This window comes from Rickettsiales bacterium Ac37b (assembly GCA_000746585.2).
Lineage (GTDB): Bacteria > Pseudomonadota > Alphaproteobacteria > Rickettsiales > Arcanibacteraceae > Ac37b.
Genome location: CP009217.2, coordinates 1 through 24,716, shown reverse-complemented (window position 1 = coordinate 24,716; position 24,716 = coordinate 1). Strand labels below are relative to the sequence as shown.

Sequence of the window (24,716 nt, the reverse complement as noted above, 5' to 3'; positions counted from 1 at the left end):
TAATTTTAGTTAATATGATAATATACGATTATAAAAAAGTGTTAATAAATGGTAGAGGTCATGAAAAATTCTCAAAAAAACTTAGTACAAAACACGCTATCACCAGTAATTTTTCAGGCATTTTTTGATGAATACAATCAAAATGCACAAGAGCGTAAAGCGTATTTACCTGTATATAATGCTTTAACATCAAATAATGTTACTGAGGCTATTAAAGTATTTATAGATAAGGTAGAATCGAAGGAAATTGAAAAAGATAAGTTGTTTTATATTTTAAGTATATTAATTGAACATTATTTGCTAGGGGAACTAGAATCTTATTTTCAAAAACATGATCCATCCAATTTTACATATAATAGTTTAAGTAAACTTAAACTTTCCCAGCATAATCTAGTAAGAGATTTTACTGCTATAATAAAAGAAGACCTAAATCATAATCACAAAGAATTAATAGATTTATGTGATAGGTATATTGAAATAGTAGACCAAGATAGAATGAAAAAGCAAGAAACAACAAAATTTTTAAATTCATCACGGGAAATAGCCGATTTACACCAAGAAATAAATCGTCTTTTAGAAATGTATGATAAAAAAAATGAAGAATATGCAGCTAATCTACAAAAATTAGAGAATATAATATCAGAACTTACAGAACAGTTAACAGAAAAAAGTCAGAAATATAAAAAACAAGCTGATCAATTGAGAAGAAAGGAGAAAGAAGTTTCTGATTTAACTACTCAAGTAGAAGAAGTTGAAAAAGCTCGTAAAAAGTTGTTTGAAGCAGATATACCTGATTTGCAGCAAAAGCTAGCACAAGAAAGGGCTATAAATGATAAATTAAAAAGAGAAGACAGAAAATTTGAACTTAAGTTTATAGATGCTGAACAAAAACTGAAATTTCTTGAAGCAAAAGCACAAAAACTCAAAGAACTTGAACAAAAGTTAATAGCTGCCAATAAAACAGCTCAAGCTTATAAGGCAGAAATAGAACCGCTTAAACTAAAGCTTGAGGAAGCTCAAAGGAAACTTACTCAAGAGCAGGAAAAAGCTAGATTAGAGCTAGAAGATAAAGAAGGCTTAATACAAGAACTTACTGATAAGCTGAAAGAAAAAGAGAAGGTCAGTATAAAATTTGAGGAACAATTACGTGCTGCAGAGTTAGAAATTAGTAGCCGTGATAGGAATATTCATGATCTCACCTCAGAGAAAGAGGACTTATTAAGAGAACTGCAGGAATTAGAAACTGCTAAGAAAACATCACAGGCAGAAATAGAGCCGCTTAAACTAAAGCTTGAAGAAACTCAAAGGAAACTTACTCAAGAGCAGGAAAAAGCTAGATTAGAGCTAGAAGATAAAGAAGGCTTAATACAAACTTACTGATAGACATACTAAAGAAAGAGAGCAATTAATTAGGGTATTAAACACTCGAAGCGAAGAATTAAATGTTCTTAAAGAGAACGTTATAACTTATCAATCTGAAATAGAAAAGTTAATGAATAAAACACAAAAAGCCGAAGAGACAGCAAATGCACTTAGGGAAGAAAATGCAGCATTAAAGAACCGAAAATATTTGATGCAACAATTTAAAACTAGTGAATATGAGAGCGGTCATGAAGCTGATAGCGAGATAGTGATAATGAATTAACTTCTGGGTTTATAAATAGAAATAAACCAAAAACTGCTAGAAAATTATCTGAAACTACTTCCTGTTATGGCGGTACTGAAACAGATTATGAGACTGAAGAGGAATCAAGTTTCCGAGGAGTACATGTTGCTAATCATGATTCTATAAAGGAGTTATTTGGAAAGGCTCAAATGGAAATTCTAAATAATAAAGATAAAACCATTGTTTCTCAATGGTTAGCAACTGAATTAGAGAAGTTAGAACCATGTAAAATGACTACCTATAATAATACTTGTTCGGAAATTCTAGAATTTAGAGATAATAATGGAAGTTGTTTACAATTAGAAGTTCAGGCTAATTCTAGTGGACAAATTCAATTTAGTATCTTACCTATGGCAAAAGGTAGTAAACCATTTTCAGGATCAATTACCGTGCAAAGAATTGATCCTAAAACAGGAGAATTGATTGACTTATATGATAATATAAGAATAGAAAATAACAAAATTGTGGAAGCGGTATATACTAATCCTAAGCCAACCGAAGAAAATAGTAGGGTGGCTAATATGATGAGTGAAGTAATTAATAAGTTTTCTCAAAAAGCTGTTAATGATAATGAGAGTGCACATAACTTTGCCTTTCACTCTATTTTATAGAATATAGTAAATTGATTTGGATTCGGGACGCAGTATAGCTCAAAGCTATCCTACTATTAGTCCTACTCTCAGACAAAAAAGTAGCAAGAAATAAAAAAGGCTAGTAAACATAATATTTTCTGCCATGATGAGGAAATATATTATGCAACTAGCCTAATCGTTATCTAAGCATTTTAACATGATAAATTCAAGATTCAATACGTTTACTGGTATAATCAAAGGAAAGCTTTACATAGAAAATAAAATCAGTAAGTAGGTTCTAACAAGTGGTATATAGAAGATAACAGTTTTCATCCGCTACTAAAAAGTATATTCCTTGTAGAGAGTTACTATTATCCCTAGATCGCACGACCTTGTAACTAGGAAAATCAATTAGAAACATTAGAAACAATTGATATTAGGTGGTTCATATAAAAAAATCTTAATCCCTATATTATATGAAATTATTTCATATAAAGATCGTTGTATAGCAACAGATTAGATTGAGATTATATAGTCAATTAAGTTGAGAATGGCATAGAGAAGCCATAATCAATAGCATCGCTAAGGTTATTAAAATTAGTAATGATAGGTTTGATTTTAGCTTTTAAATGAGCCCAATATTTTTCAATTGGGTTGAGATCAGGAGAGTAAGGTGGTAAGAATAAAAGTTTACAGCCTATATCTTCTATTAAATTCCTAGTTCTAGCTGACTTATGGAACGTTGCATTATCAAGTATTACAACTTGACCAAATCTTAGTTCGGGCACCAAACACTGACTAACCCACTCGTTAAAAACTTCTGTATTACATGTGCCCTTGAAACACATTGGCGCAATAATTTTCTTCCCAACCTTACCTGCAATAAAGCTTTCTCAATCATGTTTTTTACCTGAGATATCACCATAAACTTTACTTCCTCTGAGACTGTATCCCCAAGAATAGTACAAATAGCTATCAATTCCACTCTCATCAATATAAACTATATCTTCCGCTTTATAGTTTGCGATAGCTGCCAAAAATAATTGCCGTTTTGCTTCATCCCGTTCACGATAGAGTGTGGTCTTTTTTTTCGTGTGATCCCCAAAGTCTTGAATGCCAAACAGATAGCAGCTGTAGACACATTAAAAACCTTTGCAAAATCAGATAATAGCCAATTGCTGTTTTTAGACACCTCGTTTAATAATTTGATTGGATCAAGCTTCTTCCATGGCTTAGCTGCTCGTGTGGCTGCTAAATTCCCGGATTTCGATCTCGATAACCATCTATAAATTGTTCTTTCACCTATGCCAAAAATTCTTGCAGCTTCTTCTCTGGTATAACCTTTATTAACATAGTGAATTACTTTTTTACGTAAATCTAAGGAATATGCCATTGCTTCTACTGTTTTGGGTTTATGAGCTTTTTAATATATCATATATCATGTCTTTATCAACTTAATTTACTATAATTACTGGGTGAGCATTGATCGATGTCGTACGCAAATTCAAATGTTTTTACTATATATATTATTTTCAATTAGGGAGGTTAATATGGCTACATTTGTAGGAACACAAGTGAATTTTTATGATGCTCTAAAAGAAATGTTAGAATTAGAATACGATGCTATAGAAGCTTATAAAGCTGCTATAGAAAGATTAAAAGACAAAGAGTGTAAAGATACTTTCAAGAAATTCTTAGGCGATCATGAGCGCCATAAAGATTTTTTAACTAAAGCTTTAGAAAAAGTAGACGGACTCAAGGTTCCTAAAGGAGGCGATATGAAAGAAATTCTTACTAAAGGTAAAGTATTAATTTCTTCATTACTCGGTGACAAGTCTATTTTATCAGCTATGAAAACTAATGAAGATGATACTAATAGTGCATATGAAAGACTAAATAATTATAAGAATATTCCCATAACTTTAAAATCAGAATTAGCTAATTTCTTCAAAGATGAACAAAAACATCGTGCATGGATAGAAGAAAAAGTGGATAAGTTAGAAAAAAACAGCTAGTTTTATTCCATAATATAGAATAGCAGAAAAATATATGTTTTTTGCTATTTTATCTATGGGATAAATCTAACTATTATAGTAAATTAGGTAATTGACTGCATCAATAGGAACTTGAATAGTATGTACAGATTTATAGTAAATAAATTTATTTTTTTTATGATGCTATTTTTAAGTAATATGGCTATTGCCTCTGAAGTTTGTCATGACTTATCTTCATGCCAAAAATTGTTCCTTGTAGGTAATAAGGAGGCTGCATATAAACTAGCTATAATGTATGATTTAGGAAAAAATGTGCCAGCTGATTCTCAAGAAGCATTTAAATATTATGAAAAAGCTGCTTCGTATGGACATAAAGTAGCGCAATATCGAATGGGAGAATATTATCGTTTAGGGAATTTAGTATCTAGAGATTTTAATCAAGCTGCAAAATGGTATAAATTATCAGCTGATCAAGAACATTCTATGGCGAAAGCAATGCTATGGAAAATGACTAAATTAAAACAAATTTCTGAACAAAATCTTGCTAAAAGTGTCATGGGCAGTGGCTTTATTATTAATTCCAATTATATAATTACCAATAACCATGTAGCTAGCGAATGCACTAGTTTAACTATTGATACTAAGCAAGATAGTTTTAGAGCAACACTTGTTACGAGTGATCCATTTCAAGATTTAGCCCTTTTGAAATCAGAAAAAACACTATTATCTTACTTGCCACTTTCTGAATCTAGAAAATTAAAACAATGGGATGAATTAAAAGTTTGGGGATTTGATGGTAAAACTGGAGTATTGTCTTCACGTGCTGCAAAATTAGTTCATCCTAATAAAGAATTATCCGAAAAAATAGGGCGTATCCGTAAAATAGTTTCAAAATTAATTTTAACAAAAGCTGTTTCACCTGGTTTCAGTGGAGGACCAGTGATAAATAATTTTGGAAAAGTGGTAGGAGTAAATAGTGCTGGTATTTCATATGTTATTGAAAATACAGGTTATGACTTAGCCATTCCTCTCAAATCATTAAAATATTTTTTAGAAGAAAATAAAGTTAATTATTATACTAATCAAACTAATATCTCCGATATTAATAATGCTATAGTTAAAATAAGTTGTTTACGTTAAATATAGTTTCTTGATTTGAATTAGCATAGGCGTTATTCTTCGTGCACCTAACAAAAAGTAGGTTTCTCTTTATTCTTAGCCTAGTCCCAAATACAACTTAATTTACTATAGTATAAAATATATTCTTTTTTATCTAACTTTCTTTAACTTATTCTCTTTTTTTTATACTACAGCTTAACCATACAACATCTTTTAAACCCTGTCTTCTGTGAGATTCTGTTTTCATTACTTACAATCCTATTATTATTTCTTTATTAGGATTTTTTTAAATAAATTTCAATACTTATCTCATGACGACACTACCTAGAATCCACAAAATATATTCCTGTTTTTTTACCACTTAAGTAGTGGAGCATCATCACAAGAGGTACAAAAAGTGAGGGAATAATTTGGATAAATCGATCATAACAGATGGGATTTTTGAATAAATTGCTTCCTATTACATAGGTAAGATAATAAATTTTAAAATTTTTAAACTGGCTAAAGTGATAGAAAATCATGAGGGAAAGGCATTCACTTAGACTCAAGTTGCCTTGCCTATCTCTTTGTTTGATGGATGGGATTAATTTACGTTTTTGCCATTCTTCAAAAATTTTACAAAAATCTCAGCCAATAGTAAAAATTGTTGTATACTTACACATGTTATTATTCCTTGGTTACAGTTAGATAATCTATAACTTATATCTTTGGAATAATAACTTCCACTCTTTTTATTCCTTTACTTTTTTTATTTTTTATCCATAATTCGGGTTAATTACTGCTTGGCATTGCTGAGTGGATGTATAATAATTATTGTTTAAATTGACCAATCCTTAAAAAATTGATGATTTGATTCCTAGCTTCCTTATTCCATAAAATACTCAAATGATTACATGGTAAAAGAAGAGTAGGGGTATCAAATAGTTCTACACTTTCTACTGATACTATACCATCATTAGGCAAAGGTAATTTTTGTGAAAAGAAAGGGTCTATTACTTTATTACCTGCTATAATACCTATTTTATTTCTCAACTGCTCTGGAAGTTCTACTTCAACTTTACGTTTTTTCAATTCAAGCCACGCTGGGCCTAAGTACCATCTAAAAAATTTATTATATTCAAAAAAATCTACTAACTCACTTCCTTTATGAGGAGGACATAGCATAACTACTCTACCTAAATTAGCTATTGTAGTATTATCTAACAAATACTTTATTATTACTCCTCCCATAGAGTGCGTCACAAAATTTATATTAGTAAAATGGCTATATTTGTCTATTACAGGTTTAATATATTCTAAAGCTAATTCCTTGATTGAATATTTTCGTGAAGGATAGTCAACATTCATTATTATATAGTGCTTTTTTTCTAAAGATTTTTCGATGAATTTCATTGAGTGAGAGGTAAGAGAAAGTCCGTGAAGTAAGATAACTATATTTTTTGTCATGATTGTAATCCCTCTCTACAATATCACCCATTATATCATAATGTAATTATTGTAAGCTAATATTTTTTGGTAATTTTATTGTTAAAATTTGTCTGTTTTCCTCGGATAGGTGTAAATATTATATGGTATCCAATTTCATTTATCCTCAAAATTTCTCAAAACATTTTGAGCTTCCAGCTTTTTCCTACATAAAGTGTTTACAATTTTTATCTTTGGGCCTTGATTTTATAAAACATAATATATTAATAATTATGCCTCTTTTTTAATAAAAAATTAATATTTGCCATGATATAATTACATTAAATATTATTAATAATATGTGGGAGGTTTTCATGTACCATATATTAATACCATCTAATGAAAATAGTCCAGTAAATTCTCAGCTTCACTCATTGAATTATAGTGGAGTAATAAACAATAATGATGAATCAAATACCTAACTAAGAAGCTCAGGTTCTATACCGAAATCTTTTTTAATAACTATTATACGTGCATTTTAAAATTACATTAGTTTAATTTTGTAAAATTATTGCTCAAAAGAAAGGAGGGTAATATGTATATTAATTCTAGAAGAATAGAGTGCCATGAACCTACAAAAACTTCATATTGTGGAGATATTAATTATATCATTTCAGGTAGATTACCTGAAGAATACAATAATAAAACGGTATTAGAACTTGCTGGTTTATATGATCATTTAAACCCTCCAATTTTCTTTAATCATGGGTTTAAATTCACTAATAAAGATTATACCATAAGTTTTTTAGTACACGCATATAAGGAAAAAGATCAATTTGTTGATGTATTATCTATAGATAAATTAACACCTTTAGTACGTAATTTTGATGATGGAAAAGAATGGCTAGACAATTTACCTGATTGGGTTGAGTGTATGTATGTTTACTTTATAGGTGATAAATCATCTATATCTGAGGGAACAAATTTATTGAACTAATGATAGTAAATAAGATAGTGTTATACCATTATACCCTTATACCCTTACATTTACTTGCTTTGAATTGAATTGTGCAATAACGCCAGCAAAGGAGAAAGAATATTAAATAATTAAATCTATTAAAATTTTATATCTTATGAAGAATAATATTAATCATTTAAAGAATATTCATTGATACTCAGATTGGGGGATTAAAAAACCCCCAATCTTTTATCTTATAAGGCAATGTTTTTTTCTAATATTTTAGATCAAAACTCAAAGCTTATAAATCATGTGCAGAATCATGATTACTATGTAAACCTTGTAATCCTGATAAACTTACTTTTACATGTACATCTACACTAGGTTGTGAATGACATTGATCCTGATCACAACAGTCAATCTTACACTTATTAGTACAATCATCAGGGGTTGGTTTGGGTTTTGGCTTACAACAATTATCATCTGGCGTTGGCTTAGGCTGTGGTTTTGGATCTGGCTTAGGTTCTGGTTTTGGATCTGGCTTAGGTTCTGGTTTTGGGTCTGGCTTAACAATAGGACAATCTTCCTCTGTTTTAGATTTTCCTGTTTGGCCATCTTTGTGTTCTTCTTCTTTCTTTTCAGCAATTTTCATTGTGTTTTCATCTTTGAATTCTTCTTTATTATTATCTTCCATTGTCTATTCCTCCTTACGTTCTTCTTGATTAATAAAATTGATATTGAACTCGGTAGTACTTGAGATTGGGGGCTTTTAACTCCCCAATCTATTATCTTATAATGCAATACCTCTATCTAATATTTTAGATAAAATTTTAAAGCCTTATAAGTTATGTGAATAATCATAGTCAGCATGTAGACCTTGTAATCCTGATAAACTTACTTTTACATGTACATCTACACTAGGTTGTGAATAACACGAATCCTGCTCACAACAGTCAATCTTACACTTATTAGTACAATCATCATCTGGCGTTGGCTTAGGCTGTGGTTTTGGGTCTGGCTTAGGTTCAGGTTTTGGCTTAGGTTCAGGTTTAGGATCTGGTTTTGGTTCAGGCTTAGGATCTGGTTTTGGCTTCACTTCTTCTTTCTCAGACTGCTCCCCTTCCTTTTTGAACTCAACATCTATACAATGAAAGTGACCTTCTGTCTTTCCTGGAGCATCATGTTGCCATCTCATCACTATGACAGGATTAGTGTGAGTGGTTACAGGAAACTTTTCATTATCGATTTGTAAATCATAATTATATGTACAATCTGGAAAGTTCTTAGTAAATTCTTGATCACTTTTAAGTATAGGAGCACGTATTTCTTTAATTAAATCTAACATCCCCAACCCAAACAGCTGATCTTCCTTTGCAGAAATATAGTAAATTAAGTTGATAAAGACATGATATATGATATATTAAAAAGCTCATAAACCCAAAACAGTAGAAGCAATGGCATATTCCTTAGATTTACGTAAAAAAGTAATTCACTATGTTAATAAAGGTTATACCAGAGAAGAAGCTGCAAGAATTTTTGGCATAGGTGAAAGAACAATTTATAGATGGTTATCGAGATCGAAATCCGGGAATTTAGCAGCCACACGAGCAGCTAAGCCATGGAAGAAGCTTGATCCAATCAAATTATTAAACGAGGTGTCTAAAAACAGCAATTGGCTATTATCTGATTTTGCAAAGGTTTTTAATGTGTCTACAGCTGCTATCTGTTTGGCATTCAAGACTTTGGGGATCACACGAAAAAAAAGACCACACTCTATCGTGAACGGGATGAAGCAAAACGGCAATTATTTTTGGCAGCTATCGCAAACTATAAAGCGGAAGATATAGTTTATATTGATGAGAGTGGAATTGATAGCTATTTGTACTATTCTTGGGGATACAGTCTCAGAGGAAGTAAAGTTTATGGTGATATCTCAGGTAAAAAACATGATTGAGAAAGCTTTATTGCAGGTAAGGTTGGGAAGAAAATTATTGCGCCAATGTGTTTCAAGGGCACATGTAATACAGAAGTTTTTAACGAGTGGGTTAGTCAGTGTTTGGTGCCCGAACTAAGATTTGGTCAAGTTGTAATACTTGATAATGCAACGTTCCATAAGTCAGCTAGAACTAGGAATTTAATAGAAGATATAGGCTGTAAACTTTTATTCTTACCACCTTACTCTCCTGATCTCAACCCAATTGAAAAATATTGGGCTCATTTAAAAGCTAAAATCAAACCTATCATTACTAATTTTAATAACCTTAGCGATGCTATTGATTATGGCTTCTCTATGCCATTCTCAACTTAATTGACTATATAATCTTCTTTAGATAAAAAAGCTTGAAAATAGTTAGGCTTCATATCAGCATGAACACACATATTTACTGTGGTATTAAATATACCCTTTTCATTAATAGTGATAGGATTTTTATACCAATCTGGTGATTTAATATTCATCCCTTTTTTATCTACATGGGCTGCGCTACATATATTACCATCTGCAAAAACTGCTTTAACGCCTCCTAAATCTGTAGGATCCGAAGGTGTAGTGGCTCTGTAGTGGCCCATCCAAAAAAATGGGATATTTCCATTTGACTTAAAAGCTTCTTCACACGCTGAATTTGGAGTTTTGTTCGCGCTACCAGCTTTTTCCCTAGCTCTCCAATCTAGTTCGCATTTGGTGGCACGTCCTACAGGACTAAAAAAATATCCTATAGCAGCGCTTGCCGAAGATATAAAATAAGGACTGAGCGCTATTGTACTCAGTATTGGAAGATTCAACATATATACCTCCTGAAAGTTGTATTAAATTATTAATGCTCTAATCATAGTTGAATTTTTTAAAGATTTAAATATTAATATGTTTTAAAGTTAATAAACTAAATATTTATATACAGAGAAAATAAAAATTTAATTTTATTGTAAATGATTATAAAAAGAGAATTTTTATGAATTAAAGGAGGAATTTAAAAAAATCAAAAAATGATAATAACTATCATTTTTCCAAGAAAATCTTTGATTATCATAATAATATAAGCGTTATTTCTTTTTAAAAGATAGTATAGCGTATTAATTAGCGAATGAATAGTAAATTTTTTAAAATTAAAATTTTTACTAAGAAATATCTGTATAAGTTGGATGAGTACATGTAAAGATGGATATAAGATATATTTAAGCTAAATATTTCCAGGCTAAATTTTTTGCAATTTCTACATCATCAAATTCAATTTGCTGATTGGCAATAATTTGCACTTTTTCATGACCTTTACCTGCGAGAAGTAATATGTCTTTGGCTTTCATATTCTTGATAGCATATTCAATAGCTTGCTCACGTCCTGCTATCTCTACTGCTTTTGGACATCCAGACATTATATCTTGCCTAATCTTACTATCTGATTCAAAACGTGGATTATCATCTGTAATAATTATGGAATCTGCATAATTTGCTGCAATTTTACCCATTTCTGCTCTTTTCCCTTGATCACGATTTCCTCCACAACCAAATAGTGCTATTAACTTCCCTTGACATAAAGGTCTTAAAGAACTTAAAGCATTTAGTAATGCATCAGGTGTATGAGCATAATCCACTATGATAGCTTGGTTATTACCTGCTGGTATATTTACTTTTTCCATACGGCCTGGAACGGGCTTAAGTTTATCAATAACTTTAACTACATTATCAATATTTTCTCCTAAACTAATGACTAGGCCGAGTGCGCATAGTATATTATATACTTGAAAATCACCTATCATTGATGTTGTTACATCATATATTTGGTTATTAAATTTAAAAGAAAAATACTGGTTGTTAACATCAGTTTTTAAAGAGAGTAATTTTATAACATTTGCTGATTTTCCGTAATCAATTATACAATGTCCAGCTTTAGAGGCTATTGTCCTTAATACTGAAAATTCAGTGATGTCACTATTTAGTACCGCATGATTGCCGCTTTCCATAACCTCACTAAATAATCTACTTTTAGCTTCAAAATAATTTTCTATAGTACCATGATAATCTAGATGATCCCTAGAAAAACTAGTAAAGCCTGCAGCTTTTAATTTAATATTATCTATTCTATATTGCTGCAGTCCATGACTTGAAGCTTCTAATGCTACATAATTTACTTTTTCTTTTACGAGTGCTGCAAGTAATTTATGTATAAAAATAATATCTGGAGTGGTTAATGAAGAAGATATAGGAAACTGATCCAAATTTATATCTCCAATTACACCGAGTGTACCAATAGATACTGCTTTATGATGTAACTTTTTCCATATCTCACGACAAAAATGTACTACAGAGCTTTTACCGTTTGTACCAGTAACTGCAATGATATTGTCTGGTTGGTCTTGATAAAAATTTGCAGCAGCTATACTTAAAAATTTTCTAATATTATCTAGTTTTATATGATATATATTGCTAGGTATCTCACTAGTAAAATTATCTTTTATATCTGTTACAACAACCTTTGCACCACGGCTAATTGCATCTGTTATAAATTTAGTTCCATTTACATTACTACCTGGTAATGCAAAAAATATATCACCTGGTTTAACATTTCTAGAATCAGCACTAATACCAGATATTATAATATTAGCTAAACCACCATTATTAAGCTGCTTAGAAAATAAATCAGAAAGAATCAAGCTCGCCATCATATAAATCAAGTTTTAAATTTTGTAAATCTGGGCTATCATTTTCCATAACTTCTACGCCAAGCAATGGACCAGCACGTTCTATAATTCTTGCAACTACCGGGGCAGCAACCATACCTGCAGTTGCAAAACCTCCTGTAGATTGATTACCTTTAGGCTCATCTAGCATGAGTAAAATTGAAAATTCAGGATGATGCATAGGAAAGGCTCCAATAAAAGACGATAAACGAGAATTTTTATTATATATACCATGTTTATTTTTTTCAGCCGTACCAGTTTTACCACCTACTGCATATCCGCTTACTCTAGCTTTTTTCCCTGTACCTTCTTCTACTACTAATCTTAATAATTGCCTAATTTGTTTAGAGGTAGAATCTTTCATTATTTTTTTACGCGGCATATTTTCTATATTACGTTTTAATACGGTTAAAGGAGCTATATATCCGCCATTCACCATAGTATTCATAGCCTTTACTAAGTGAAGTGGAGTCACAGCAATACCATGTCCGTAGGAAATAGTCATCATACTTAGTTCTCCCCATCTAGAATCATTAGGGTATAAAGGCATAGATTTTTCAGGGATTTCAAGTTCAGTTAAAGAATCTAATAGTCCCAAATTTTTTAAAAAGATTTGTTGCTTTTTTTTACCCACATCTGCACTAATTTTTGCAGCTCCGATATTGGAGGAATACATGAATATCTCAGGCACACTTAACCATCCTTGACGAGGATGATAATCTTTTATATTAAACTTAGCGATATGTATTGGACTACTCACATTATATAAATCTTTCAAAGTAATAATGCCGCTATCTAGAGCCATAGCTATGGTGTAGGTTTTAAAGGTTGAACCAGGCTCATAAAGCCCTAAAGAAAAACGATTAAACCTTTGATTTTCAGAGGTATTACCTGGGTTATGAGGATCAAAATTAGGTAAACTCACAGCAGCTATAATTTCACCTGTATGTACATTAGATATAATACCTACAGCGCCAATTGCTTTAAAATCTTCCATTGCAGCAGACAGCTCTTCCGTGACAATATTTTGTACACGTATATCTACTGAGAGTTCTAACATATTATCAGCTAATTTTGGATTGTTTATTTTTTGTTGATTATCTAAATATCTTTCTAAGCCAGTTAAACCATTGCCATCTATATCTACAAAACCTATAAGATGTGATAATAAAGGACCATGAGTATATACACGACGTGCCTCTTGCTCAAAATATAATCCAGGTATGCCTAAACTATTAATAGCATATTGAGTTTTAGGCACTAAATTGCGTTTAATCCATATAAAAGATTTTTTACTCTTCAGCTCTTCTAATAAATGCTTATGATTTAATTCAGGTAATATTTTGTGCAAACGTGTGGCAGCTTCTTTAGGATCTAAAATGTCTTTAGGGTTAGCATATAAAGAAGCAGTACTCAAGTTCGTTGCAAGTAATACCCCATTACAATCTATTATATCTGGTCGAACTATACGCTCAGCAAAGCTACTATTATTTAATTTATCTACACTATGTTTGGTAAAGGTTATAATTAATAATCTGAAACCTAATACTATGAAAGCTAATAAAAAAAAAGAAATTATGAGATAAAAACGTACTTTACATATTTTAGGCTTTACCTGGCTAGGTGTTAGCTTAAAATAATTATGCTGATCTTTTAATAAAGACACCATGTTAGTACCTTAATTTAGCCACACTAGCTTTTTGATTTGTTGCAAATTTATTGTGTTTTACAGTTTTTACAATACTATTTCTATAATTATTGACATACTTTGTATTATTATAGTTTTTATTATTTTGCGCCATATCAAAAGAGGCGTCTTTACTGAATCTACGTACTTGCGCTAATTTCATTTTATCTAAATTTAAATATTTTTTTGATAGCTCTTTTAAGCGCTCTGGCTGATTTAAATAAGACCATTCGGCTTTAAGTACTCGTACAGATTCTTGTTCTTGTGTGTATTGTTTATTAAGTTCATTCAAATCTTTATTTAAATTTTGTACTTGATACTTAATATAAAAAAGACCAAGAACACTGCCTGATAAAATAAAAATAGTAAAAGCTAAAGTAAGCCTAATCATAATACATTTACCCTTTTTGCGGCTCTTAGCTTTGCAGATCTTGCTCGAGAATTTTCTGAGGTTTCTCTAAGCGTCGGCTTAATAGCCTGTTTAGTTAGTATACTAAACGTAGTAATAGTGCTATTACTATCAATTTGCGCAGGTATATAACGGGAAATATTATTTTTTGGTTGGTTACTGCGTTCACGCAAAAACGCCTTTACTATACTATCTTCAAGCGAATGAAAAGATACAACTACCAAACGTCCTCCCTCTACCAATAGCTTTTCAGCAGATTCTAAAACCTTATGTAATTCATTTAATTCATCATTAATATAAATACGTATTGCTTGGAAAGTACGGGTGGCTGAATCAATCTTTCCTTGTTTTGCTCCCAAAGTAGAACGTATTATCTCAGCTAATTCTAAGGTAGTAGCAATAGGTTTATGCTGACGTGCTTGTATTATTTTACGAGCTATTTTGCGGCTATGCCTCTCTTCTCCATAATTATATATTATATCAGCAAGTTGCTGTTCTTCCATATGATTTATTACCTCATATGCGTCAATACCTTCTTGATCCATACGCATATCAAGATGTGCATCTCTCATAAATGAAAAACCTCTTTCACCTTGATCAAGCTGCATAGAAGATACACCCAAATCTAATACTATGCCATTAACATTCATTATATTTTTTGATAATAATAACTTTTCTATTTCGCTAAATTTACCACTAATAAATATTAATCTATTATTTGTTTTTTGAGCTAATTCATCAGCAAACTTTACAACAGTAGGATCACGGTCTATAGCATATACTTTACAATTTTTTGCATTTAATAATGCGCTACTATATCCTCCGGCACCAAATGTACAATCTACATAGATTTCACCATCTTTAGGATCCATAAATTGTAATACTTCATTAAGCATTACTGATGTATGGGGCATAATTTACTCCTTACTCGCTTCATCCATATTATTTTGGTTATTAATTAAATTTACTTTTGGTAAACTATCGCAACGTATCTCTAAAAATTTTTTATTCTTCAGGGTAATATATAAAATACTATAATCCATATTAACCTCCTCACTTATCTAATGAATTAGGTAGTTGTAATCGCAAAGCACCTCTCTTATTCTTAGCAAGCTCTCTGGCTTCTTTAGCATAAACTCCAAATTTGCTAGGTTGCCATATTTCAAAAGTTAATCCTTTACCTACAAAACAGGCTTGATCTTCTAATTCTGCATATTCTATTAATTCAGGAGGCAGACAAATACGCCCTTCTGGATCAAATGATAATTGTACGCTTCCGCCTAAAATAGCTGTTGCAAAAGCATCTCTTTCATCAGAATAAGGATCTAAATAATCTATACTTTGATTAATATGCTCTATACGTTCCATACCACATGCTTCTACACATTGATTGATAAATGAACTATAGGCAATTACTCCGGAAAAGGATGAATGGTTATTTAAGACATTACGAAACTGTGCAGGTACAGAGACTCTCCCCTTTTTATCAATCTTATTTGTATAGCTAGATAAAAATAAAGCCAATTTTATATACCTACATATTTTTTATACACGGTTCATTTTGTTTAAGAAGCAGTTTTTAGGCTAATTTCCTACACAAAACTTTCCCCCATCTTATATTATACATAATATTATTACCCATTAATGGTAAAATTTGGGTTAACATGGTATTATTTGGTTTTAAATGGGAAAACATAATTGGTCAAGTACAAAATATAATTATTCTTACATTTAGCTCAATTAATTTTTATAAGTGAAAAATCTTGCATCTTAGGATTTTTAGCACCTAATTGTTATAAATCTGTTTTTGATTCTGTTGTCTGAAAATGATAGCTTGATTTTTACAATATAAACATATTGTTGCTGTATATTTTTTATCACCTTTGGCTTGTTTGTCTTTAATTATAGGGACCTAGCATAGTTAAAAATTTTATACATCCACGTAACAATGCTTCGCGGATATGACATCATTCTTGCTCATTAATTACATTTTTTCCGAGAGTAGGAGTATTTGTAGGCTTCGTTTTATTCTTAGCCTAATTCCAAATACAGCTTAATTTATTATAAATATCTTTATAAATAAAGATATATTAAGAAAATATTAATTTTTAACAAAAATTTTATTTATTTTTAATATATAATTTGTTATTATGAGTAAATATTTTAGTTAATAAATATTAATGAGAAAAAAATATGTTTGAACAACTTAAATTCTGGATACTAAACTTTTTTGTGTTAGATATACAACATAAGGAAATCGTGTATAATTTAATTGAAAATAATAAAGGAGTAATTAATGTACAAGATGAAGAAGGTAATACTCTCTTACATTATAGTGTATTTGATGAAAAGTTAATAAAAAAGCTTTTAGAATGTAAAGCTGATCCTTATATAATAAATAAAAACGGAGTAACTGTACTTCATAATTTGATAGCGTTTAGTGACGTGTTTAGTACAGAATTTAATGAAATTTTCAATAATATAATTGAAAATAATAAAGGAATACTTAATCTGCAAGATGAAGAAGGTAATACTCTTTTACACTATGCTATATCGAATGAAATTGTAGTTAAAAGGCTTTTAGAATGTGGAGCAAATCCTAATATAATAAATAAAAAAGGAAGGACTCCATTTATATTGTCTGTAAGGGGGTTATATACTACAGTGGCAAAAATACTATTTGAACATGGTGCAGATACGTATATATCAGATAATAATGGTGAAAATGGATTACTCCTAGCCCTTAGGGAAGGGTGTATTATTGACAGTAATTTTCATATTATTGAAGAAATGATGGAAATAGGTGTAGATCTGTTTGCAGAGAATAAAAATGGGGTTACAGCTATACCTCTATTTTTAAATAATCACATGATAGAAGAAAAAACATTGTGCTTTATAAAATATCTAATGACATTAGGTTGTGATATTAATTCGACTGATAAAGTAGGTAATACTTTATGGCATTATTATGCTAACGTAGATGTAGGAATTGATGAGAGTGAATTTCATGTTCAAGAATCTTTTAGCCAGTTTTTACTAACACATATAGATATTAATAAGCAAAATAACTATAATTATTCGCCTTTAGTAAGCTCTATAATGAATGGAAATTTAGAGCGTACTTTCTTTATAATTGCGTGTGGGGCTAAGATTGCTTATGGTGAACTAATGGGTTATGTTGAGAATTTTACCGAAGAAGAATATCGAGGTTTTCTCATAAAAGTAATAAAAATTGGAAAAATTGCAGATAGAATTTATAATCAACAAATAATAGAAATTAATGATGAGTCACTATTTAGGAATAGCACAGATGCAAATACAGATATTGCATTGAAAGATCATAAATTATTACAATTAAGGTTAAAAAGTTTGTGTTGGAAAAATGGTATGCCTATTAATTTAGATCAGCATATTAATAAATATGTAACTTTCGGTTCAAATATGCAACCTTATTGTACAGAAATGAAAAAAGAATTAGTAGATTTTGTCAAATCTTTAGTTAAAACTAAAGAAGAGATGGGTATGATAATTGAATCGGTATTAGCAGCTTTATTACATAGCTATAATCCTAAAAAATTTCCTCTTGCTCCATATTCAGTGCTGAAAAATATGACAGGTCAAATGCAAAACGTTGGATCGTATAGAATTTATGATCAAGAATATCCAGAATTTAAGTATGAAAACTCTATAGATTATTTGTTTGACTCAAGAAATCGAAATGAAATTTATCCCATATTGCTTGCCAATGATGATCATAGACAGGAATTACTTACTGCGTTAAAAAGGTTTATTTTCTTTAAAAATGATCATAAATTATTTCAAAAGCTTATGGCAGATTGTAAGATGTTCGATGAAAATGTAGTTAAATTGCTATATAATAAGGTAGTCACGCTAGAAAATCAATTACATACAGAAAAAAATGCCAATAACAAAAGATCCAGAGAAAAAGAAATTTTAAGTTATGCTGATCAGGTTTTGGAAAAGAAAAGTAAAACAACAAATACTCAGGAAGGAGCAATGTGTTAGTTTTTATAAGATTTAGAATTTTAAAATAATGATAAGTGCTAAATATTACCTATTAATAATATTTAGCCTTACTCAAATAAAACAATTGAAATTCTTTATTTTTGAATTATAATAAATAAAAAATTATAATTAAAGTTTGTAAAGTATGCGCTATATTTTTTTATATTTCTTTCCTAAATCTGTATGTAGCAAGTCTTATTGCTGCTAGCCTGGCTAGCACTTTATCTTTTTTTCGTTCTAAATTTATGTTCATTTAAATAACTATTATTCGAAGGGTAGGTGTTATGTGCACTGAGAATGTTACACAGTCTAAATATAAATTAAATATTACGGTTCTTTATTTTATTTTTATAATTTTAGGTATTATTACAGGGTTATCAGATATTGTAATATTACATGATGTTGCAGCAGTAATTTCTGAAATATTTATTAAAATTTTTAAATTTATTAGTTTACCAATAATTTCATTATCACTTATTGTCACTTTATCTCAAGTTAATGCTGATAAAGAAATGAATAAGGCCTGGCAAAAGACGTTATTTTATACAATTACCACGACTATTATAGCAGCGAGTGTAGCGTTTATTTTGTATTTAATCATTGCTCCAGCAAATATTATTACTCAACCAAAATCTATAGATATGCCTATAGCTTCTAGTACTAATTACTTGGTGTATTTAATGAAATTAGTCCCGGAAAATATTTTAGCTCCATTTTTAGAACATCAGGTTATAGGGGTATTACTTGTTAGTATTATTGTTGGGATTGCAATTCGCTATATTCCTGATGGTGACGCTCAAAAAACTATTGGTGGATTTTTTAAGGGTATTCATGGGGTATTTTTGGTTATTACAGGTTGGGTAGTAAAAATTATTCCAATAGCTCTTTATGGTTTCATAGCTACCACTATTATGCAGTTTAAGGGAGGGATGGATTTTGCAGGTCTTAGCGGTTATTTAATGGTGGTGGTACTTGCCAATATAGTTCAAGGTTTTATTGTATTACCCATATTTTTATCTATATATAAAATTCAGCCATTTATGACATTGCGTTCTATGATGCCTGCATTATCAGTTGCATTTTTTTCAAAATCTTCTGCTGGAACACTGCCTGTTACTATGCAGACAGCTGAAAATAATCTTAATGTTTCACCAAAAATTAGTAGATTTGTATTGCCTTTATGTACATCAATAAATATGAACGGATGTGCAGCATTTATATTTACAACTGTTATTTATATTATGCAAAATAATGGTATAGAAGTTAGCTTAATGACTATGTTATTATGGATTATAATTGCGACCATTGCAGCAATTGGTAATGCTGGTGTACCAATGGGATGCTTTTTTTTAAGTATAAGTTTACTTACTAGTATGAATGTACCAGTGGCTTTACTTAGTGTGATTTTGCCATTTTATAGCATTATAGATATGATTGAGACAGCTTTGAATGTATGGTCAGATTCTTGTGTTGCTGTGGTAGTGGATAAACAAACTAAGCAAGCTATATAAGAGTATTATATATACCTTTTTACCCCTATATAATGGTGTCAAAGGTAAAATAAATACTACCATAGCGGATGGTGCTTACGATACAGAGGGATTTCATAAGATTATATATGAATTAGGAGCAAAAGCTTTGATTCCTGTATCAACTACTTTAAGGAGCCAAGATGAATTAAAGTATAAACCGAAAGAGAAGAAAAAATATTTATTACAACGAGATGAAATTATAGCACATATTAGGTTCTGTGAAGGTTTCTCAACAACTGTTTTCTTAGCACTTTTTGGCTGCAAAAAAAGCTTTTATTGCTTGAAATATATTAATATTCCTTCGAATAAAAGCTATTTTTTCGCTCAAAAATTTGCTAAAAACCATATTTTTTAGAAAACTTCACAGAACCTAGAAGACATAAAGAGTTTAGGATGGGGTTAAAGGATTGGAAGATAACAAATGGCTATTATAGAAGGTCATTAATCGAAGCCTACAAATTGACGAACGGCAATGTATGTGAATCCAACTGTTTTTACTAAATAGGATTGGATAAAAAAATTGGAAGCCAGTAAACCATTAATATGCTGTCTCGAGTCTGTCGTAAGTTGTATGATTGATAGAGATTGTTTCAATTATTAAACTATGCTAAAAAGAGTTTATGGATATAGTAAAAACAGTTATAAGTTTGATAGAAGGAATGAGGAGTAAAGCCTACTAATTGCTAGGTGAACATTGATCGACGCCGTACGCAAATTCAAATTTTTTTACTATATACAAAAGAATATGTGCATCAAGATAATCAGGGAGATTATAATAAAGGAAGGGAATAAGGCCTGGTTATTGTCCACTTAATTTACTATAATATAGGTATATTTAATACTTAATTTATACAATATGACAACATGACAAAATTATCTATAGAAATACAGTGCATCATTGATTCACATATTGAATCTATTACTAAAGAGCTATTACTTTACGAATATCATAAAATAGTAGAAGTATTTGGTGACATAGTTCATAAACTAAAGATCAAAGATTTTCCTATTACAAGGGGGAAAAAAGAGTTAATAGAAGAAATTAACTATATAGTAAATATTCCAAATCAATTAGAATATAATAATTTACTTCCAGAAAACACAACAAAAGAAGATGCCATTGAATGTTTAATTGAGCATATAGATAATATTAAGTCTAGCTATATAATCCTTAATAACCAAATAACAACTCTTATAGGTGCTAAAACTGAAGAAGAAAAAGATAGATTAATTAATCAATTTATTGATCAATCAACGTTACCTAAAGAATTTTTACTAGATAAGCAAGACTATAAAAATGCATTACTTATTTATTCCTCACCAGTAGAAGCTAAAAAAATTAAAGAAAATATTTTAAAGCAGCACAATCAAAACAATATGGAGTTGAAAAATAAGTTATCAGAACAACAATATATGCATAGACTTGATAAAGAATGTGAAAATACTGAAGATCATTTTTTGGTCACCCAGGATGTGTTAACTAGAGAAGAAAGACAGATTTTTTATTCTCACATACTTGATCTTTTTGAACAATTTTATCTACAAACTCCAGAGGATGCAGACGTAATCAAAAAACTATTTACCAAGGCAAGATTATACTATACTCCGTCACGTCAACAACCTACGCAAGAGCAAATAATAAAAAGTTTAAAAAGAATGTCAGAGATTCCTGAGGCAAAAATTACATCATTAATACGTTATAGCGACCATTTACATAGCTGTAAAATAATATATGAGGAATAGAACAATATGATATACACCAGCTAGATATATTGGTATCTCACCTTGCCTTAATCAATATTTTTCAAGATGTAAATGATATATTTTTAATAGATCAATTATTGCATTCAAGAGATATACAAAAAATTCAAGAAAAAATAATACAAGCTGTAAACGAATCTAAAAGAGATATAAGTAATAATATAACCTTATGGGCTGCACAACATAATCTTACTGATATAATAAAGAATTATCTTGGAAAAGTTACCATTAAAAAGACTACACTTATACAAGAGGCAATAAAATATAATAATCTTGAAGCTCTTAATTATTTATTGGATTACACCAAAGAACAATTATAGTAAATTAAGTTGATAAAGACATGATATATGATATATTAAAAAGCTCATAAACCCAAAACAGTAGAAGCAATGGCATATTCCTTAGATTTACGTAAAAAAGTAATTCACTATGTTAATAAAGGTTATACCAGAGAAGAAGCTGCAAGAATTTTTGGCATAGGTGAAAGAACAATTTATAGATGGTTATCGAGATCGAAATCCGGGAATTTAGCAGCCACACGAGCAGCTAAGCCATGGAAGAAGCTTGATCCAATCAAATTATTAAACGAGGTGTCTAAAAACAGCAATTGGCTATTATCTGATTTTGCAAAGGTTTTTAATGTGTCTACAGCTGCTATCTGTTTGGCATTCAAGACTTTGGGGATCACACGAAAAAAAAGACCACACTCTATCGTGAACGGGATGAAGCAAAACGGCAATTATTTTTGGCAGCTATCGCAAACTATAAAGCGGAAGATATAGTTTATATTGATGAGAGTGGAATTGATAGCTATTTGTACTATTCTTGGGGATACAGTCTCAGAGGAAGTAAAGTTTATGGTGATATCTCAGGTAAAAAACATGATTGAGAAAGCTTTATTGCAGGTAAGGTTGGGAAGAAAATTATTGCGCCAATGTGTTTCAAGGGCACATGTAATACAGAAGTTTTTAACGAGTGGGTTAGTCAGTGTTTGGTGCCCGAACTAAGATTTGGTCAAGTTGTAATACTTGATAATGCAACGTTCCATAAGTCAGCTAGAACTAGGAATTTAATAGAAGATATAGGCTGTAAACTTTTATTCTTACCACCTTACTCTCCTGATCTCAACCCAATTGAAAAATATTGGGCTCATTTAAAAGCTAAAATCAAACCTATCATTACTAATTTTAATAACCTTAGCGATGCTATTGATTATGGCTTCTCTATGCTATTCTCAACTTAATTGACTATACCATAAGGCCTATAAAGCCTTGTTGTAGGTTATAAAATATAAAAAACTACTTCAAGCTATGATTAATCGTCTTTAATCTCGTAGTTAAGCAACCTCTCACTTGAGTGAGAGGTGACTTATAAGACTAGGCAACTTGTTCATAATCAGGAAGAGAAAAATGAAATATTAAAGATAATTTTAATGTATTCTCTTGGTAACCCTTTCATGGTTATAATAGATGATTTATTCTTTATGGAAAAATGGATCAAACAGTTTTCCTACGACAGGAATCTGGCCTATTGAGAATGCAAAGGTAGTGTGTGTGGCTTGTGGTGTAGAATTAGAATTTTCTGGTAATTGATTATTTTCTTGAGGTAAAAGAGAATCATAAGGGGGAGGATTTTCTAATGGAGGATATATAGAAGCTGAAGCATATGGTGCAGATGGTTCTTCGGGTGAAGATGTATAAGAGGTTGAAGTAGACGGTGCACCTGAATCAATTTGTTCTGAGTGACCAGTTATAGTATCAAGATTAGTGTTCTGTTGCAGAGTGTTACAAATATCCTTTAGACATTCATTTGCTTGATTAACTTCATAGTCAAAATAGCTTGAAGCTTCTTCACATTGTTTTTTATATTTTAAAACATCTAATTTTAGCTTATCAAGCTTTTTTTCTTGGGTACTGATATCTTTAGCTAGCTCTACTAATTTTTGATCTATCATACCAATTTTTTTTATTTCTTCAGTTTTAGTATTTGCAGAATTGGTGGTTTGTAGAGTGTTTTTATGTACTTGAAGTTCATGTTTTTGATATTCCTGCTGAACTTTGAGGTTCTTTATTTTTTCACATATATCATGAATTTCACATTCTGTTTTAGTAAATTTGCTTTTATCTGGCTTGGTGAAGGTAGCGTCTTTGGGCATATAATACTCCATATAAATATTATAAAAAAATTATACATTTGAGTATAATATATATAAAATATTAAGATTATATTATTAAAATGGTATAAAATTTAAATATTATCAAGAATAGAATATACTAAATGTAAATGTTCTTCTATGTTATCTTGAAAGAACATTTACTAAATATAATTTACTATAGATATTGTCATAACTATTTTTATATGTTTATTGTTTTATATTAATAGTACCATATACATTTTTATCTTTGGAGTGGTGTAATCTACCTTCAAACTCGACTTTAAAAGGATATATGCCTGAGGTAAGAGGAGGTAATTTAACTGTTAATTCACTATTTACAGGCATAGCTTCTATTTTAAGATTAAGTGCTTGACTGCTAAATTCATCAAAGTTTTCATCTAAGTTCATTATTTTAAATTCGATGCTAGTATTTGCTGGTATAGATATTTCATTTTTTGAAATATCTCCATCCTTGATCACTATGGTATCTATTTCTGCATAAGCCATAGACATGAATAAGAAACCAGCTAGTAGAGTGATTAGATATTTCATAGTTAACCTCATATATAATATATAATTTTTAATATGGGGAATATATAATATTTTGAGAATAATTACAAATATAGTTTCTTGATTTTAACTTGTTGTTTGGGACGTCGTCACTCGGTTAGCTTGTAGCTATGAGTACACTTCGCGCCTCGTTTCTATCCCTATTACAAATTAATTCGCTATAGTAAAAATTCTTAAAGTAAAAATAGC

Annotated in this window: 28 protein-coding genes; 15 read left to right on the top strand and 13 right to left on the bottom strand. The window is 30.3% G+C overall.

Going from position 1 to position 24,716, the window contains the following annotated elements:
* The first annotated feature begins 48 nt into the window (after positions 1-48).
* From NOVO_00150 to NOVO_00140, 3 genes are all read left to right on the top strand, one after another.
* Positions 49-1,380 (top strand): hypothetical protein, encoded by a 1,332-nt coding sequence (locus NOVO_00150; GenBank protein AIL64443.1) that lies wholly within the window; start codon positions 49-51, stop codon positions 1,378-1,380.
* A 112-nt stretch (positions 1,381-1,492) separates the two neighbouring features.
* A complete protein-coding gene (locus NOVO_00145) occupies positions 1,493-1,645 on the top strand; it encodes a hypothetical protein (GenBank protein AIL64442.1) in 153 nt (50 codons plus the stop codon).
* A gap of 170 nt (positions 1,646-1,815) precedes the next feature.
* Complete coding sequence (locus tag NOVO_00140; GenBank protein AIL64441.1) at positions 1,816-2,277, top strand: hypothetical protein; 462 nt, start codon at positions 1,816-1,818, stop codon at positions 2,275-2,277.
* Positions 2,278-3,238: 961 nt separating this feature from the next.
* Here NOVO_00140 and NOVO_00130 read toward each other — a convergent pair.
* The gene (locus NOVO_00130) at positions 3,239-3,631 is read right to left on the bottom strand and encodes a Transposase (GenBank protein ID AIL64440.1); all 393 of its coding nucleotides are present in this window, start codon (positions 3,629-3,631) and stop codon (positions 3,239-3,241) included.
* Between the two features lie 157 nt (positions 3,632-3,788).
* Between NOVO_00130 and NOVO_00125 the strand changes: the two genes are divergently transcribed.
* Positions 3,789-4,253, top strand: coding sequence for a hypothetical protein (locus NOVO_00125; GenBank protein ID AIL64439.1), 465 nt, complete (start codon positions 3,789-3,791; stop codon positions 4,251-4,253).
* Between the two features lie 120 nt (positions 4,254-4,373).
* On the top strand, positions 4,374-5,372 hold the full coding sequence (gene htrA / locus NOVO_00120; protein AIL64438.1) for a Putative serine protease HtrA: 999 nt from the start codon (positions 4,374-4,376) through the stop codon (positions 5,370-5,372).
* A 789-nt stretch (positions 5,373-6,161) separates the two neighbouring features.
* On the opposite strand, the gene NOVO_00115 is transcribed toward htrA, so the two are convergent.
* Entirely contained in the window at positions 6,162-6,797 is a 636-nt protein-coding gene (locus tag NOVO_00115) for a hypothetical protein (protein ID AIL64437.1), read from the bottom strand.
* Between the two features lie 553 nt (positions 6,798-7,350).
* Here NOVO_00115 and NOVO_00105 point away from each other — a divergent pair.
* The gene (locus NOVO_00105) at positions 7,351-7,752 is read left to right on the top strand and encodes a hypothetical protein (GenBank protein ID AIL64436.1); all 402 of its coding nucleotides are present in this window, start codon (positions 7,351-7,353) and stop codon (positions 7,750-7,752) included.
* Between the two features lie 262 nt (positions 7,753-8,014).
* Here NOVO_00105 and NOVO_00100 read toward each other — a convergent pair whose 3' ends face one another.
* Together NOVO_00100 and NOVO_00095 are read right to left on the bottom strand one after the other, a co-directional pair.
* The gene (locus NOVO_00100) at positions 8,015-8,407 is read right to left on the bottom strand and encodes a hypothetical protein (GenBank protein AIL64435.1); all 393 of its coding nucleotides are present in this window, start codon (positions 8,405-8,407) and stop codon (positions 8,015-8,017) included.
* A 144-nt stretch (positions 8,408-8,551) separates the two neighbouring features.
* Positions 8,552-9,058 carry a hypothetical protein gene (locus tag NOVO_00095; GenBank protein ID AIL64434.1) on the bottom strand — a complete coding sequence of 169 codons (507 nt, stop codon included), beginning with the start codon at positions 9,056-9,058 and terminating at the stop codon, positions 8,552-8,554.
* A 109-nt stretch (positions 9,059-9,167) separates the two neighbouring features.
* Between NOVO_00095 and NOVO_00090 the strand changes: the two genes are divergently transcribed.
* Together NOVO_00090 and NOVO_00085 are read left to right on the top strand one after the other, a co-directional pair.
* Complete coding sequence (locus tag NOVO_00090; protein ID AIL64433.1) at positions 9,168-9,560, top strand: Transposase; 393 nt, start codon at positions 9,168-9,170, stop codon at positions 9,558-9,560.
* A gap of 152 nt (positions 9,561-9,712) precedes the next feature.
* Positions 9,713-10,021: a hypothetical protein gene (locus NOVO_00085; protein ID AIL64432.1), complete on the top strand. Its 309-nt coding sequence runs from the start codon at positions 9,713-9,715 to the stop codon at positions 10,019-10,021.
* Here the strand turns inward: NOVO_00085 and NOVO_00080 are convergent.
* From NOVO_00080 to mraZ, 7 genes are all read right to left on the bottom strand, one after another.
* Positions 10,018-10,497: a hypothetical protein gene (locus NOVO_00080; GenBank protein ID AIL64431.1), complete on the bottom strand. Its 480-nt coding sequence runs from the start codon at positions 10,495-10,497 to the stop codon at positions 10,018-10,020. The genes NOVO_00085 and NOVO_00080 overlap by 4 nt on opposite strands.
* Before the next feature lie 387 nt (positions 10,498-10,884).
* A complete protein-coding gene (gene murE / locus NOVO_00075) occupies positions 10,885-12,372 on the bottom strand; it encodes a UDP-N-acetylmuramoyl-L-alanyl-D-glutamate--2, 6-diaminopimelate ligase (protein AIL64430.1) in 1,488 nt (495 codons plus the stop codon).
* Positions 12,347-14,056 (bottom strand): Penicillin-binding protein 2, encoded by a 1,710-nt coding sequence (penA, locus tag NOVO_00070; GenBank protein AIL64429.1) that lies wholly within the window; start codon positions 14,054-14,056, stop codon positions 12,347-12,349. The genes murE and penA overlap by 26 nt, the downstream gene beginning before the upstream one ends.
* A gap of 1 nt (position 14,057) precedes the next feature.
* Positions 14,058-14,465: a hypothetical protein gene (locus NOVO_00065; GenBank protein ID AIL64428.1), complete on the bottom strand. Its 408-nt coding sequence runs from the start codon at positions 14,463-14,465 to the stop codon at positions 14,058-14,060.
* Positions 14,462-15,397 (bottom strand): Ribosomal RNA small subunit methyltransferase H, encoded by a 936-nt coding sequence (gene rsmH / locus NOVO_00060; GenBank protein AIL64427.1) that lies wholly within the window; start codon positions 15,395-15,397, stop codon positions 14,462-14,464. The genes NOVO_00065 and rsmH overlap by 4 nt, the downstream gene beginning before the upstream one ends.
* Before the next feature lie 3 nt (positions 15,398-15,400).
* Positions 15,401-15,526, bottom strand: coding sequence for a hypothetical protein (locus NOVO_00055; GenBank protein ID AIL64426.1), 126 nt, complete (start codon positions 15,524-15,526; stop codon positions 15,401-15,403).
* Between the two features lie 10 nt (positions 15,527-15,536).
* Positions 15,537-16,007 (bottom strand): cell division protein MraZ, encoded by a 471-nt coding sequence (gene mraZ / locus NOVO_00050; GenBank protein AIL64425.1) that lies wholly within the window; start codon positions 16,005-16,007, stop codon positions 15,537-15,539.
* 669 nt (positions 16,008-16,676) lie between these two features.
* Here mraZ and NOVO_00045 point away from each other — a divergent pair.
* From NOVO_00045 to NOVO_00015, 7 genes are all read left to right on the top strand, one after another.
* Positions 16,677-18,509: an Ankyrin repeat protein gene (locus NOVO_00045; GenBank protein AIL64424.1), complete on the top strand. Its 1,833-nt coding sequence runs from the start codon at positions 16,677-16,679 to the stop codon at positions 18,507-18,509.
* A 284-nt stretch (positions 18,510-18,793) separates the two neighbouring features.
* On the top strand, positions 18,794-20,020 hold the full coding sequence (gene gltT_1 / locus NOVO_00040) for a Glutamate-aspartate carrier protein (protein ID AIL64423.1): 1,227 nt from the start codon (positions 18,794-18,796) through the stop codon (positions 20,018-20,020).
* Positions 20,021-20,147: 127 nt separating this feature from the next.
* The gene (locus tag NOVO_00035) at positions 20,148-20,396 is read left to right on the top strand and encodes a hypothetical protein (protein ID AIL64422.1); all 249 of its coding nucleotides are present in this window, start codon (positions 20,148-20,150) and stop codon (positions 20,394-20,396) included.
* Between the two features lie 509 nt (positions 20,397-20,905).
* The gene (locus tag NOVO_00030; protein AIL64421.1) at positions 20,906-21,784 is read left to right on the top strand and encodes a hypothetical protein; all 879 of its coding nucleotides are present in this window, start codon (positions 20,906-20,908) and stop codon (positions 21,782-21,784) included.
* 29 nt (positions 21,785-21,813) lie between these two features.
* Positions 21,814-22,122 (top strand): hypothetical protein, encoded by a 309-nt coding sequence (locus NOVO_00025; protein ID AIL64420.1) that lies wholly within the window; start codon positions 21,814-21,816, stop codon positions 22,120-22,122.
* A 69-nt stretch (positions 22,123-22,191) separates the two neighbouring features.
* The gene (locus tag NOVO_00020; GenBank protein ID AIL64419.1) at positions 22,192-22,584 is read left to right on the top strand and encodes a Transposase; all 393 of its coding nucleotides are present in this window, start codon (positions 22,192-22,194) and stop codon (positions 22,582-22,584) included.
* 152 nt (positions 22,585-22,736) lie between these two features.
* Positions 22,737-23,045, top strand: a complete 309-nt coding sequence (locus NOVO_00015; GenBank protein ID AIL64418.1) for a hypothetical protein — start codon at positions 22,737-22,739, stop codon at positions 23,043-23,045.
* A gap of 231 nt (positions 23,046-23,276) precedes the next feature.
* On the opposite strand, the gene NOVO_00010 is transcribed toward NOVO_00015, so the two are convergent.
* Both NOVO_00010 and NOVO_00005 read right to left on the bottom strand, forming a co-directional pair.
* Positions 23,277-23,957: a hypothetical protein gene (locus NOVO_00010; GenBank protein ID AIL64417.1), complete on the bottom strand. Its 681-nt coding sequence runs from the start codon at positions 23,955-23,957 to the stop codon at positions 23,277-23,279.
* Between the two features lie 207 nt (positions 23,958-24,164).
* Positions 24,165-24,509, bottom strand: a complete 345-nt coding sequence (locus NOVO_00005) for a hypothetical protein (protein ID AIL64416.1) — start codon at positions 24,507-24,509, stop codon at positions 24,165-24,167.
* Positions 24,510-24,716 lie beyond the last annotated feature (207 nt).